This window comes from Acididesulfobacillus acetoxydans (assembly GCF_902729405.1).
GTDB classification, from domain to species: domain Bacteria; phylum Bacillota; class Desulfitobacteriia; order Desulfitobacteriales; family Desulfitobacteriaceae; genus Acididesulfobacillus; species Acididesulfobacillus acetoxydans.
The window spans coordinates 4,247,267-4,261,195 of sequence record NZ_LR746496.1 but is presented as its reverse complement, the minus strand read 5'-3'; the positions used below and the strand labels follow the sequence as shown (position 1 = coordinate 4,261,195).

The 13,929-nt window shown below is 52.4% G+C and carries 11 protein-coding genes and 1 riboswitch; of the genes, 9 read left to right on the top strand and 2 right to left on the bottom strand.

The window, feature by feature from the left end; genetic code table 11:
* Positions 1-163 precede the first annotated feature (163 nt).
* Together MNU25_RS18905 and MNU25_RS18900 are read left to right on the top strand one after the other, a co-directional pair.
* The gene (locus MNU25_RS18905) at positions 164-1,264 is read left to right on the top strand and encodes a sugar kinase (RefSeq protein ID WP_240986488.1); all 1,101 of its coding nucleotides are present in this window, start codon (positions 164-166) and stop codon (positions 1,262-1,264) included.
* 55 nt (positions 1,265-1,319) lie between these two features.
* On the top strand, positions 1,320-2,252 hold the full coding sequence (locus tag MNU25_RS18900; protein ID WP_372503564.1) for a thiamine phosphate synthase: 933 nt from the start codon (positions 1,320-1,322) through the stop codon (positions 2,250-2,252).
* A gap of 100 nt (positions 2,253-2,352) precedes the next feature.
* Here the strand turns inward: MNU25_RS18900 and MNU25_RS18890 are convergent, their stop codons facing one another.
* On the bottom strand, positions 2,353-2,673 hold the full coding sequence (locus MNU25_RS18890; RefSeq protein ID WP_240986487.1) for a hypothetical protein: 321 nt from the start codon (positions 2,671-2,673) through the stop codon (positions 2,353-2,355).
* 47 nt (positions 2,674-2,720) lie between these two features.
* Positions 2,721-2,846 carry a hypothetical protein gene (locus MNU25_RS20210; protein WP_261486067.1) on the bottom strand — a complete coding sequence of 42 codons (126 nt, stop codon included), beginning with the start codon at positions 2,844-2,846 and terminating at the stop codon, positions 2,721-2,723.
* Positions 2,847-3,328: 482 nt separating this feature from the next.
* On the opposite strand from MNU25_RS20210, the gene cbiM reads away from it, so the two are divergent.
* The 7 genes from cbiM (at position 3,329) to MNU25_RS18855 (ending at position 13,906) form a co-directional block, all read left to right on the top strand.
* Positions 3,329-4,366, top strand: a complete 1,038-nt coding sequence (gene cbiM, locus MNU25_RS18885; RefSeq protein ID WP_240986486.1) for a cobalt transporter CbiM — start codon at positions 3,329-3,331, stop codon at positions 4,364-4,366.
* Positions 4,367-4,778: 412 nt separating this feature from the next.
* Positions 4,779-4,967: riboswitch (cobalamin riboswitch) on the top strand.
* Between the two features lie 137 nt (positions 4,968-5,104).
* Complete coding sequence (locus MNU25_RS18880) at positions 5,105-5,344, top strand: hypothetical protein (RefSeq protein WP_240986485.1); 240 nt, start codon at positions 5,105-5,107, stop codon at positions 5,342-5,344.
* Between the two features lie 200 nt (positions 5,345-5,544).
* Positions 5,545-6,675, top strand: a complete 1,131-nt coding sequence (locus MNU25_RS18875) for an ABC transporter substrate-binding protein (protein WP_240986484.1) — start codon at positions 5,545-5,547, stop codon at positions 6,673-6,675.
* 134 nt (positions 6,676-6,809) lie between these two features.
* Positions 6,810-7,862, top strand: coding sequence for a FecCD family ABC transporter permease (locus MNU25_RS18870; protein ID WP_240986483.1), 1,053 nt, complete (start codon positions 6,810-6,812; stop codon positions 7,860-7,862).
* Complete coding sequence (locus MNU25_RS18865; protein ID WP_240986482.1) at positions 7,859-9,106, top strand: ABC transporter ATP-binding protein; 1,248 nt, start codon at positions 7,859-7,861, stop codon at positions 9,104-9,106. The genes MNU25_RS18870 and MNU25_RS18865 overlap by 4 nt, the downstream gene beginning before the upstream one ends.
* Positions 9,107-9,132: 26 nt before the next feature.
* Positions 9,133-12,852 (top strand): cobaltochelatase subunit CobN, encoded by a 3,720-nt coding sequence (gene cobN, locus MNU25_RS18860; RefSeq protein WP_240986481.1) that lies wholly within the window; start codon positions 9,133-9,135, stop codon positions 12,850-12,852.
* Complete coding sequence (locus tag MNU25_RS18855; RefSeq protein ID WP_240986480.1) at positions 12,839-13,906, top strand: radical SAM/SPASM domain-containing protein; 1,068 nt, start codon at positions 12,839-12,841, stop codon at positions 13,904-13,906. The genes cobN and MNU25_RS18855 overlap by 14 nt, the downstream gene beginning before the upstream one ends.
* Positions 13,907-13,929 lie beyond the last annotated feature (23 nt).

The following is a 13,929-nucleotide window of genomic DNA, read 5'->3' as shown; positions in this document are numbered from 1 at the left end:
CGTTAAGTGGAGGAAGCGTTACGGTTCACTTGCAGAAAGACCCTGAGGTTTGGTGCTTTAGCCGCGGAGCTGACGGAGTAGTGCCGGCGCCTTGGTGATTGGCCGCTGTATCCCGGGGGTAATGAGGACTTGAGATAACGAAAGTGAAAGGAAAGTGATTGCAATGTCCATAATCGATGTCAAGCCCAAAGAGAGCTGCCGCTACGATTGCATCTCTCTCGGAGAAGTCATGCTGCGCTTCGATCCCGGAAACGGTCGGATCAAAAATGCCCGGGAGTTCAAGGTCTGGGAAGGTGGCGGAGAGTATAACGTATCCCGGGGCTTAAGAAAATGTTTTGGCATGAACGTCGGTGTGGTCACCGCCTTGGCCGATAATGAAATTGGCCGGCTGGTGGAGGATTTCATTTTGCAGGGAGGCGTTGATTCGTCTCTGATCCAGTGGATTCCTTACGATGGAATCGGGCGTGTGGTTCGCAACGGGATGAACTTTACGGAAAGAGGGTTCGGCGTCCGCGGCGCCCTGGGCGTTTCCGACCGGGGGAATACCGCGGCCTCCCAACTCAAAAAGGGAGATATCGATTGGGACTATATTTTTGGCAAACTCGGCTCAAGGTGGTTTCACACCGGCGGCATCTTCGCTGCTTTGTCGGATACCACGCCGGATGTTGTTCTGGAAGCTGTGCAAACGGCCAAGAAGTACGGTACGATTGTCTCCTATGACCTCAACTACCGCCCGTCTCTCTGGAAGAGCATCGGCGGCCAGCCAAGAGCCCAAGAGGTCAACAAGGAATTGGCCAAGTATGTCGATGTAATGGTCGGCAATGAGGAAGACTTTACCGCTTCCCTGGGCTTTGAAGTCGAAGGAAATGACGCCAACCTGAAAGAACTGAATCTCGACGGTTACAAGAAGATGATCGACCAGGTAGTGAGAGCTTATCCGAACTTCAAGGTTGTTGCCACCACTCTGCGGACCGTTAAAACGGCAACGGTCAATGACTGGAGCGCGATGTGCTGGGCAGGCGGCAAGATCTACAAAGCCAATGCTTATGGTGGTCTGGAAATCTTCGACCGCGTGGGCGGCGGTGACAGTTTTGCCTCCGGTCTTATTTATGGTCTCATAACGACCGGGGATCCGGATAAAGCGGTCAATTATGGGGCCGCGCACGGCGCCCTAGCCATGACCACACCCGGGGATACCTCGATGGCCAGCCTCAAGGAAGTGGAGAGTCTGATGAAGGGTGGCAGTGCCAGGGTGCAAAGATAGGCTCCTTGGATCATAATTGCCAGGAACCCACATTTCACGGAGGATTAATAGAGAGATGCTGAATTTGAGCCAAGAAAGCTTAAAGAACGTCGAACCATGGGTAGAAGCAGGAATTGACCTGCCGGGATTTTCTTATAACGACATGATTGCTAGAACCGGAGAAAATCCTACTTGGGTACATTTTGGGGCCGGGAATATCTTTCGCGGGTTCGTTGCCGCTTTGCAACAAACACTCCTAAATAAGGGCAAAGCTGATACAGGCATTATAGCTGTGGAAGCATATGATCTGGAGATAATTGATCGAATCTATGTCCCTTATGACAACCTTAGCCTGTTGGTCGTCATGAACCCTGACGGGACGCTGGTAAAAAAGGTAATTGGCAGTGTAGGTGAAGCGCTTGAAGGGGATATGTCGCGTCCGGGTGATTGGAAAAGGCTGAGGGAGATTTTTACTAAGCCGTCCCTGCAAACGGCCAGTTTTACTATCACGGAAAAAGGTTACAGTCTTAAGAAAATGTCCGGGGCATATCTCGAAGATATACGGCAGGATATGCTGACCGGGCCTGAGCAGCCCCGGCACATCATGGCTAAGATTGCCTCTCTGGCCTATGCCAGATACCTGAACGGTGCATTTCCTCTAGCTTTTGTTAGTATGGACAACTGTTCCCATAACGGTGAAAAACTCCATGATTCCGTAGAGACCATCGCACAAAAATGGGTTGAGAATGGACTGGCAGACAGTGAATTTGTGGCCTATATCAACGATCCAAATAAAGTCGCGTTAGAGCGGATCAAGAAATCGGTCACCATACCGGTCGTTGGGATCGGAGGGATCAAGGAAATGAACGTGAGTCAGGTCATGTCCGCCGGGATTGACGGGGTTGCAGTAGTGTCTGCTATCCTTGGGGCGGAAGACTGCTACGCGGCCGCCCGCCGGCTGCGGGAGCTTCTTATGAATTCAGAATTCAGAATAAAGCAAAGGATTTAAGGCTTCATCGCATTCGGCATATCTGCGAAGCAAAACTCATTTAGAGGAACTCCGCTTGACAGTTTTTCGTGGGTTTAGGCCTCCGTTAATCTTCTGATTCTCAGGCGCCAAGGTGTGCCGGACAGGGTCGAAGTAAAGCTCCTGCCGAGTTCGAGGGTCTTCCCTTTATGAACACAGGTGAGGAATCTAAAATCTTTAACGAGGTATAGCGCTGCAAGCCCAGCCCCAACTGTAAGTGCGCGGTTCCTGTGGATCTGGGAAGAATGTGCAGATCCACTTCCACTTCCAGCGTCTCCCGGGGGATGTCCGCGCGCGGATCGGACAAGGAGGCGAGGAGTTCGGTAACCATCCGGTTCTGCAGGGCCGGGGCGGAGGCTTGAGAAGCGAGCTGATTCTGGGCGGTTTTTAAAAACGGCCACAATGTGTCTGCAGGCTCCTGTGTGATCGCCATAAGAAAGGCAATGACAGTCACAGGACATTATTGAGCCGTCTTTGGACCGTTTGCGCGCGATAATGGACTATCCCCTCCTCGTAAGCTTGTCGGCTGGAGGCTAGGGCGGAAATGATATTTTCCGGAATGTCTAGATTAGGCATGGACGAATACTCCTTTATTGGAATGGGGGATGGATGAGGCCTTTACCCCCATAGCATAACAGTCTTTGACAATTTTTACGGTATTAAACTAATTCACGGAAAACCGTAAAAATAAGTGCCAAGTAAGGTGTAACGGATTCTTCAGACTCATTGCCTAAAAATAAAATAAAAATATGTTCAGGATCAAGAAGGTATTCTGGTGACTGTGTCGAATACCTAATTAACGGGTGAGGCACCTGAAGAAAACGCGATCGGCATTCTCGATTAGCACAGCGGTTGTGCCAGCCTCAAAGTCAGTTTGTTTCCAAAATTAAAGATTTAAAAAAGGCCATGGAGGTCCGACTTAATTACGGGTCTCTCTATGGTCTTTTCTTTTTTAGGAGAGGAGGGTAAGGCATGTGTAATTTCCAGTAAAGACATAAATCGGCATGAACAAATCGGTATTAACAAAATTGGCTAATTAATGAGGGAGGGACCAGTCCATGCATATTCCGGACGGATACTTAAGTCCGCAAACCGATGCGCTGATGGGGATTGTGAGCGCCTCTGTCTTGGGCATTGCGGCTAAGAAGACTTCTAAAACACTGAGTGTTAAGAACATTCCTCTACTGTCTGTGGGTGCGGCCTTTTGTTTTACGCTGATGATGTTCAATGTTCCTATTCCCGATGGGACGACAGCACATGCGGTGGGCGGCTCGTTGCTGGCTATTTTGTTTGGTCCATGGACAGCGGCTATTGGTGTATCTATTGCCTTAGTGATACAGGCGATCTTTTTCGGGGATGGGGGTATTTTGGCCTTAGGGGCAAACATCTTCAACATGGCCATTGTGCTGCCGTTCCTGAGTTACGCCATTTACCGTTTAATTGCCGGTAAGAGCGTGATTTCGTCAAAACGCCGTTTAGTGGGTGCTGCCATCGGCGGCTACATCGGCTTGTGTGTCGCGGCTGTTTGTGCCGGAACAGAATTTGGCTTGCAGCCGCTTCTTTTCCATACCGCCAACGGGACTCCGCTCTACAGCCCTTATGGCTTGAATGTGGCTGTACCGGCCATGCTTTTTGCGCATACGACGATAGCCGGGCCGGTGGAGGCTGTGGTTACCACCATGGTTCTTGCCTATCTGCAACGTTCTAACCCGGCTATGTTGGAATTGAGAAATAACCGCGAAAGCACAAGCCCGGCGTTGCGGCTGAGGAAGTATGTTATTGGCTTATTGGTTATTGCCGTGTTCACTCCCTTGGGGCTTTTGGCTTCGGGAACTGCCTGGGGCGAATGGGGTGGAAAAGATTTAAAGGAAAAATTAGGATTTGTGCCCGCCGGGATGCAAAAATTCGGTGATTTCTGGAAACACGCTTTGCTCAAAGGCTATGGTATTGCCGGATATGACCATACGTTCTGGCAGCAAGCCTTGGGTTATCTTTTGTCCGCCTTTGTGGGTTTACTTTTAATCGGGCTGATTGCTTTTATTGTTCAACATTTTGTCCGTAAATCCGGGCACGGAGAAGTAAGTGCAAACAGATGAGCCGGATATCCGGCAAAAAAGCGAATAGAATCAAGCAGAAGGAAGAGGCCATGGAGGTCTTACGGCGTCAGGATGCGGAATGAATTTTCATGGGCTTTTGTTTTTCTGTTTAGACCCCAACGGGACATACCGAGGGTTTACAGTGGCGATTCTCAGTGCTCAATACTTTCTTACTTTGGTTATTAGATTCACTTGGCAGAATCTAATAATATACCTTCTCTTCATTATGTATTGCCGCCTGTTAGGACCGCATGATCGCATGAGAGACGATGCTCACAATGTTGGTTCTCGGGCGGCCCTTCTTGAAGCTCTGACAATGTTTCGATCATGTGACAAACACTTCGGGAACACAGGAACACAAGGTGAGGATTGACAAGCCCTGTGCCACTGTGTTAACCTAAAAGTACGAAAACTCAATAGATGCGGCGCGAGTATACTTTCTCAAGGGGAAAGTATTGAAAAAGGGAAGTCAGTTAAAATCTGACGCGGTCCCGCCACTGTGATAGTGAGCGGCCTTACATAGTGTCACTGGGTAAAACCGGGAAGACGTAAGGCAGCGATGAACTTAAGCCAGGAGACCTGCTCGCTCCGGAACAGCACAGATACCTACGGAAGATAGGGGAGGTGTTGCTTTCGCCGGGTGACCAACGATCCGGCTAGGCGGGCAAGGCAAAACCCTTTACAGGTATTCTGTAAAGGGTTTTTTGGGGTTCTTTCGTAAAGGAGGAGGCATAACGGGTGAAATCCTTAGACAAGAAACGAGAGATGGCAGAGCGCAGACAAGCGTTGCTTGAGGTGCGGGGAGAAATCCTGGGTAAATACAAAGTGGACAAGGAGCAGCGAATTCATTGGCTGGTGCGGTTGATGGATGTCGAAGACGAGCTTGAAGAATTGGCCTGTAGGCAAAGCCAATGTACTATAGCGGGAAAATTGACTTCTGCGGGGAATTCCAGACGCAGAAGGGCTCAGTCCAATTAGATGCGGCCTTTTTAAAATTGCAAAGTGAAATGGCCAAGTGAACTCGTTCAGCTTAAGCTGAACATTGAGACTTCGGCAAAAGTGTCCAGTGGACACTTTCGTCGAAAGCACTTAGCCTTTAACGAATGCTATCGCGCTGAAGTGCAATGGATGGAATATCTTTCTTAAAGTATCAATTTTTGAGAGGAGTTTTAACGTTTATGTCCAAATCTCAGAGGAAACTCTTTTCCGTCATGACCATATTACTGTCTCTGCTTTTGCTCGCAGGCTGTGCTACAGCACAAAAGGTGGCGGAAACAGGCGCCGTTAGGCTCGAATATGCCAAAGGGTTTAAGATCGAGAATGTCGCCGGCGGCTGCCAAGAGGTAACGGACGGTGAGGGACGGACCTTGCTTTTGGTGCCGCGGGGCCAACAAGCACCCAGTGCCTACAAAAATCTGCCCACAATTTACACCCCGGTCAAACGCGTCGTGGCAGTTTCCACGACGGAGGCCGCTTTCCTGAGGCCTTTGGGCGAATTGGGCAGCATTATCGGAGTCACGGTGGACAAAAAGCACTGGTATATCAATCCGGTTAAAGAGGGAATGGCGAGCGGCAAAATTCAAATGGTGGGTGGCGGTGCCGGGATGGGACCGTTGGCTTACGGCAAAATCGTCGCTTTGAAACCGGACCTGGTCTTTATGAGCACCGGGACATCGGGAGATGTCCAGACCTTAAAGAAATTGGAGGAACTTAAGATCCCGGTGGCCGTTGACAACAGTTGGCTGGAAAGCGATCCCTTGGGCAGATTGGAGTGGATCAAGTTTATCGCTGCTTTTTACGGGAAGGGACAACAAGCGGATCAGTTTTTTGCTCAGGCGGTGCAAAAAGTCTCCGCGATTAAGGAGAAAGTGGCCGGGGACAAAGACAAACCCAAAGTCTTATGGGGGATGATCTATCAAGGCAAGGCCTATGTGCCGGGGGGAGATTCTTATGCCGCCAAAATGATCGCGCTGGCCGGGGGTGATTATCTCTTTAAAAACCTCAAAGGGACAGGCAGTGTGCCCATCACGCTGGAAGAGTATTACGCCAAGGGTAAAGAAGCCAATGTCTACATTTCCGACACAATGCCGGATTATGGAGTGACATCCATCGCTGACATCAGCAAGCAGTCCCCGGTTCTGGCGGGTTTTCCCACACTCAGACAGGGAAAAGTGTGGTGTTATCAACCCTGGTATTTCCAGTCACTGGATAAGACGGCCGAGGTGATTGGGGATTTGGCGGAGATCTTTCATCCCCATCTCTTTCCTGGCAGGCAGTTGAAAGAGTTTATGAAGCTGCCACAATCCTAGAGGCTGCTACAATCCCAGAGACTGACTCATTCCCGAACACGGACTACCGCGAACAATTGCGCTCAAAGCGGAGTCTACTCTAACCGCAACAGAAAGGTGAATCGTCCACTGATGCAAGTGAACGTATAAGAACGGTGGCAAAAGTGGTTCAAAGGGGTTTGTCCGGTTTTTCACGTAAGATGAGGCGTAACCCTTCCTATTTGCTCAGTCTGTTTGGACTTTTGCTGGTTATCTCTCTGGTTTTGAGCATCACGCTCGGCTCGGTTTCAATCCCTTTAAAGGACCTGTGTCAGGTCTTATTCGGCCAGGGAAATCATGCTGTGGACAAAACGGTGATCTTGGACATCCGTTTGCCGCGGGCTTTGGCGGCTGTTTTCGGGGGAGCGGCCCTGGCGGTCAGCGGACTGCTCTTGCAGATCTTCTTTCGCAATCCTATTGTGGACCCTTATGTGTTGGGAGTTTCTTCCGGCGCCACCCTGGTCGTCGCCCTTCTGATGCTGACAGGATTCAGCCTGGGGATGGGGTCTGTCTCACCCTTCTTGGTCACACTGGCCGCCCTGATCGGTGCCTTAGCAGTCGTAGCCCTGGTCATGGCGATTGCCCAGCGGGTCAAAAGTGCGGTGACTTTGCTGGTGATCGGTTTAATGATCGGTTACCTCTGCAGTGCCGTCGTCAACATCCTCATGACTTTTGCCGAAAAGGAAAATCTGCATAATTTTATCCTCTGGACTTTGGGCAGCTTTTCCGGTTTCGACTGGGGTGAAGTGGAAATCTTGGCGCCGGCGGGCGGGGTTTTGCTGGCTGCGGCCTACCTTCTCAGCAAACCGCTCAATGCCCTGTTGTTGGGAGAGGATTATGCTCAAAGTATGGGGGTCAATATCAAGAAATTACGGATTAGCACGGTCCTGATTTCCAGCGCCCTGACCGCTTTGGTGACGGCTTTTGCCGGGCCCGTGGCTTTCATCGGTCTGGCCAGCCCGCATCTGGCGCGGTTGATCTTAGGTACTTCGGACAATAAGATCCTTATTCCGGCCTCAATTCTCCTGGGGGCGACGGTCACTGCCTTATGTGATCTGTTGGCCCGGATCAGCTTTTCTCCGATAGAACTGCCTATCAGTGCCATCACCTCTTTGCTGGGGGCACCTATCGTCATCAGTCTGCTCATGAAAAGGAGGACGAGCCTATGAGTGTTATTCAAACCCAGGAATTAGCTGTGGGCTATGGCGGCCGAACGGTCGTCGGCGACATCAATTTGGAAGCTTTAAAGGGCCAGTTTATCTGTCTCCTCGGACCCAACGGCTCCGGCAAATCCACGATCATTCGCACTCTGTCCGGGCTGCTGAGGCCGCTGGGAGGCTGCGTCTATCTGAAAGGCGAGCATCTTAACGCGATTGAGCCGCGAGAGTTAGCCAAGACGATGGCTGTGGTTCTGACCGAGCGCCTCTCTCCCGGTTTGATTAAGGTCTTCGATCTGGTCGCGATGGGTCGGTATCCCTATACGGATTTTTTCGGCCGCCTGACCGGGAAAGACAGGGAGAAGACCCGGGAAGCTTTGGGCCTGGTCGATGCGGGCAGGCTGGCCGACAGATACTTCAATGAACTGAGTGACGGCGAGAAGCAAAAAGTGCTCATGGCCCGGGCCTTGGTGCAGGAGCCGGAAGTGCTGATCTTGGATGAACCGACTTCCCATCTTGACCTGAAACATCGCCTGGAGGTGATGGCTATTTTGCGCCGGCTCACACAGGAAAAAGGGATCACCGTCATCCTTTCTTTGCATGAAGTGGATATGGCGCTTAAAAGCTGCGAACTCGTCATTCTGGTCAAAGATGGGAAAATACTGGCTTCCGGAGCGCCGGAAGAAATTTTAAGCGATGAAAGGGTTGCCGAACTCTACGATATTGATTGTGCTAATTTCAGCAATTGTCTCGGTGGTATTGAACTGAGAAACGGTGGGGGAGCCGGAGTTTTTGTCTTGGCCGGGGGCGGCAGCGGCGCCTTGGTTTACCGGCTGCTCAACAAACAGGGTTTCAGCCTCAGTACCGGAGTTATTTCCGAGAACGATATCGATTACCATGTGGGCCGGGCGCTGGGCGCAACCGTCATCAGTGAGAAGCCTTTTGAGGAGATCAGCAAATCCGCGCTCAACAGAGCCGTTTTTGCCGGCGCCCAAGCGGCGTATATCCTGGATGCCGGCTTTCCGTTGGGCACACAGAACCGGCGCAACCTGGATCTTGTCAAGCAAATCTTAGCCCAAGGTCGGACGATCTACAGCCTGCGCCATCCCAGGGAAGCCCGCTTCTTATTTGGCGAAGATCAAGACCAGTGGGTTTTCTGTCCGACAACGGGTGTGCTGCTGTCGAACCTGAAAAGAGAAGAGGGACGGCGCCAGAGCAAAAAGGCTGCAACTTCCGCTGCCGCCGCTATGGGTTAAGATCGAACGGGTAGGAGAGGATGACAATGGGAGGGATCATTTTTCTCACCAATATGGAACGGCAGTATGCTATGCTGGAACGCGTGCGCCGAAGTCTGGAACGAGAGGGCAGAGTGCCCCCGGGACGAGTGGTGTTTCTGAGCGACTCTCTTACCTGGGGCGGAGAATGGGAAGCGGCTTTTTTGACCAGCGCGTTCGTCATCTTCAACTGGATGGGGAGCGGTTTGGATACGCCTTTTCTCAAAAGAGCCGCCGAGTTTATGCGGACCGGCAAAATGCGGTATACCATGCTCATCACCGAACCGGATGCTGAGGTTCGGGAACGCGGAATTTCAGCGCGGGAACGCAAAACCCTACAGGAATATTTGGCCTACGGTGGAAGGGACAATTACCGTAACCTTTGGCTGTGGTTGAATAGGACTTATGGCCGGGAGGGAGACGATTATCGTCCGCCCCAACCCCTGCTGTGGAACGGCATTTTCCACCCTCACGCAGACAAATCCTTTGCTGACGGCGCGCAATACCGCCGCCTGTTTTGCCGTACGGACCGGCCGACGGTGGGAATTCTCTTCTACCGTGACGAATGGGTCTGGGGGGATTTGGCTTACCAAAGCGCACTGGTGGAGGAAATCGAACGGCAAGGGATGAATGCGGTGGCGGTGTTCAGCCCGGGAGTCCCCAACCCGGAATTGCGGATCCCCGGCTTGAGCGAGGCCCTCTCTGCCTATTTTTACGCAGAGGGGGTACCGGCCATTGACGTACTAATCAACACCTTGAAATTTTCTCTGACGACAACCAGGGCCCTTGAACTAAAAGCCTTGGAGCGCTTAAATGTGCCGGTCTTGCAGGCCTATACCCTGTTCGGTTCACGGGGAGAATGGCAGAAGAGCCGGGAAGGCCTGAGCGCCACGGAGATTGCTGTCAGCGTGACGATGCCGGAATTTGACGGCATCATCCATGCCCTGCCGGTCGCGGGGCGGGAACACCTGCCAGACGGCAGCGCGGAGTATTTACCTATTCCGGAGCGCATTCAGCGGCTGGTGCGCAAAGCCGAGAAGTGGGCGAGACTACGGTACAAGGCCAATGGGGAAAAAAAGATCGGCATCATCTTTCACAATTACCCGCCGACCAATTCGAATATCGGCAGTGCCTTGGGGCTCGATTCACCCGAGAGTATCCGTCTCTTGCTGGCGGAGATGCTGGAGCGGGGCTACCGGGTGGACCATATTCCGGCCGACAGTCGGTCCTTTATGAATGAACTGGTGGCGCACGCGACCAATGATCGTCGCTATATTACAGACAAGCAGATCAAAGAGGCCGACGGAAAACTGAGTGCAGAGCAATACCGGAAATTTTTTGCGGCTTTGGCGGAGGAAACCCAGGAGCAATTAAGGCGTGACTGGGGCACACCTCCGGGAGAGGTGTTCCATTACGACGGGAACCTTCTGGTTCCGGGGATGCTTAACGGGAATGTCTTTATGACTGTCCAACCGCCACGCGGTTTTGGTGAAGATCCGGCCAAAATCTATCATTCGCCGGATTCTGTGCCGACCCATCATTATTTGGCTTATTATCACTGGCTGAGGGATATCTGGCAAGCGGACGCGGTCATTCACGTCGGCACTCATGGTTCTCTGGAATGGCTGCCCGGCAAAGGAGCGGCGCTCTCGCGCCAATGCTATCCAGATTTGGCTCTTGGCGATTTGCCCAATATCTATCCTTATTGGCTTACTGTTGTAGGCGAAGGGATTCAGGCCAAACGGCGTGCTGCCGCCTGTTTGATCAGCTACCTGTCGCCGCCGATGAGCCAAGCGGGAACGTATGATGAACTGGCTGAACTGGAAAATCTTTTAGACGAATACAGTTATTTTCAACAGAACCAGCCCGGCAGCCTGGAGACTATCATGACGCTAATCCGGGAGAAGGCGGCAGCGGCCAATTTAGAGGACGAGGTGCCCGCAGACCCGGAACAACCGTTTTCAGAATATGTACAACGCCTGCATGTCTATCTTACGGACATTAAAAACATGCAGATCCGGGTGGGGCTGCATGTACTCGGATGTCCGCCACAAGACGAGAGCCTGATCGAATACTTATTGGCCCTGACCCGCCCGGATAATGGGGACATCCCCTCGTTGACCCAGACGTTGACGACGATGTACGGCTTTGACTATTACGAATTGCTGGAGGGAAGCGGCCAGATGCTGTCTGACGGCAGCAGAACTTATGGTGCGCTGATTGATGAAATTCGCGAGCGCAGCCGTGAGGTTATTCTTCTGCTGTCTGAGCGTGATTTCGCGCTGGACCAAGCGGAAGCTGTCTTTGAATTGCCCTGGACCGCCCATATGTCGTCAACTTTACGCGAACAGCTGTTGAGTATAGCTCGCTATATTTGTCACACGATCGTACCCAGCTTGCAAAAAACCAGACAAGAAATCACGAATCTCTTGGCAGCGTTGGAAGGGTCATATGTTGAACCCGGTCCGGCCGGGGCTGTCACCAGTGGGATGGCGGATATTCTGCCGACAGGACGGAATTTCTATGGCGTGGATCCCCGTACTTTGCCCACGCCTGCCGCCTGGGAAATGGGCAAAACCCTGTCTGACGAATTGATTGCCCGTTATATTGCCGAAGAAGGACGTTATCCGGAAAACATCGGCATCGTGCTCTTTGCTACGGATAACCTGCGCAGCCATGGTCAGTGCCTGGCCGAGTTTCTCTGCCTGTTGGGAGTGCGTCCGGTCTGGCAGAGGGGAAGCCAAAGGGTGGTTGATTTGGAGGCAATCCCCATAGAAGAGCTGAAGCGCCCGCGCCTTGATGTGACCGCCCGTATTAGCGGATTTTTCCGGGACAGTCTGCCGATGGTCTTTACCTGGATGGATAAGGCCGTGAAGCAGGTAGCCCATTTGGACGAAGGCCCGGAAATTAATTATGTCAGAAAGCATATCAGGCAAGAGGCAGAAGAGCTAGAAAAGCAGGGAATGGATAACCTGGCGGCTTGGGAGCAGGCTTCCTACCGTATCTTCAGCGATCCGCCCGGGACGTATGGCGCGGGTATCGGGGCTGTGTTGGAAGCAAAGAACTGGGAGACGATCGCGGATCTGGGCAAAGTTTATGTGCGCTGGGGCGGATATGCCTATGGTGCCCAAGCTAAAGGGGTCTTCGTGCCGGAACTGTTCAGCCGCCGCCTGGCCGGCTTGGATGTGACCATCAAAAATGAGGATAACCGTGAAGTCCACATGCTGAGTTCGGATGATTACAATGCCTATCACGGTGGGATGATTGCCGCTGTTCGCAGCCTTAAAGGAGAGGTGCCTCGTTCGTACTGCGGTGACAGCTCAGACCGGAACAAAGTCGTGCTGCGCAGCCTGCAGGAGGAAATGAAGCGTCTATTCCGGGGCGAAGCCATCAATCCTAAATTTATTGAGGGAATGAAAGAACATGGGTATAAAGGAGCGGCTGATTTAGCTAATTATGTGGCACACAGTTATCAATGGGATGCAACCAGTTCGGTTATGGAAGATTGGATGTACCAAAAGTATGCGGAAAAGTATGCCCTGGATGAAAAGATGCAGGAATGGATGAAGGAAGTAAACCCCTGGGCCTTGCAAAGGATTGCGGAGACTCTGCTGGAAGCCGCCCAGCGCGGTTTATGGCAAACGGATGAACAAACCAGAGAGGAACTGAGAGAACTTTATCTTGGGATTGAAGGGGAGTTGGAAGAAGAGAGTGATGCGCCGTCCTAAGCCGTTGAAAATGCTGGTGCTGAGCCTGACGGGACAGTGCAATTTTGCCTGCAGTTATTGTTATGCTCAGGCCCATGCGCAAGAAAGCATGAGTCTCGCGACCGCCATCGCAGCCGTCAATCGGGCGGCAGACAGCGGGGAGCCCTTCGTCTTGCAGTTTAGTGGCGGCGAGCCGCTCCTGTCCTTTGCGGTTATGAGGGATACGATTCAATATGTGCGGCGAAAGAGAATTCCCGCTCTCATCCAGGTACAGACCAATGCCTCCTTGCTAAGCTCACAAAAGATTGCTTTTTTGCGCGCAGCCCAGGTCGGCATCGGTGTCAGCTTGGATGGCAGGCCGGGGATTAATGACCGGACGCGCCGCCTGTCCAGCGGCGAGGGGACCAGCCGACTGATCCTGGGCGGTATCGAACAACTGGCTCGGCAAGGAGTGAAAATCGGCCTAACCTGTGTGATATCCGAGGCAAATGTCAGCCAATTGGCGGGTATTGTAGAAATGGCGTATTACCTGGGAAATGTAAGGCGTCTCGGGTTTGATTTAGTGCGTGGTCAAGGGAGGGGAAGTCTGTTGCAGCCGCCGGCACCGGAGTCCATCGAAAGAGGCTTAGAGCAAGCCCTGCGGACTGCCGAGAGACTGGGCCGGCGTAGCGGTACAACCCTGTCGATTGCGCAACTGGAACGGGTGAAAACTCTGGCCCGCAGAACGGAGCGGGGTTTTGCCCACTGCCCGGCCTTGAAAGGCGAAGCAGCCTTCGTAGATGCTCAAGGCAATATCTATGCTTGTTCTTCTCTGATCGGTGAGGAGAAATTTCGGTTGGGCGATGTGGCGGCGGGGATTGAGGAAAGCAGACAAGAGGCTGTTGTTACGTTGATGCAAAAGAGTATGGGGTTTTGCCTGGAATGTTCTAGTTTTTCCTTGTGCGGCGGGGGCTGTTTTGCCCGCTGGTACGGTGCCGCTCGAAGCGGGGAGGCTTATGCCGGCGAATGTACGCTGAAACGAGTGTTTATCAAGTGGTATCTGGAGCAACGGACCGAGGCGAGTGCAATCACATGAAGGTTGGGTTCGGGAGCGCAATC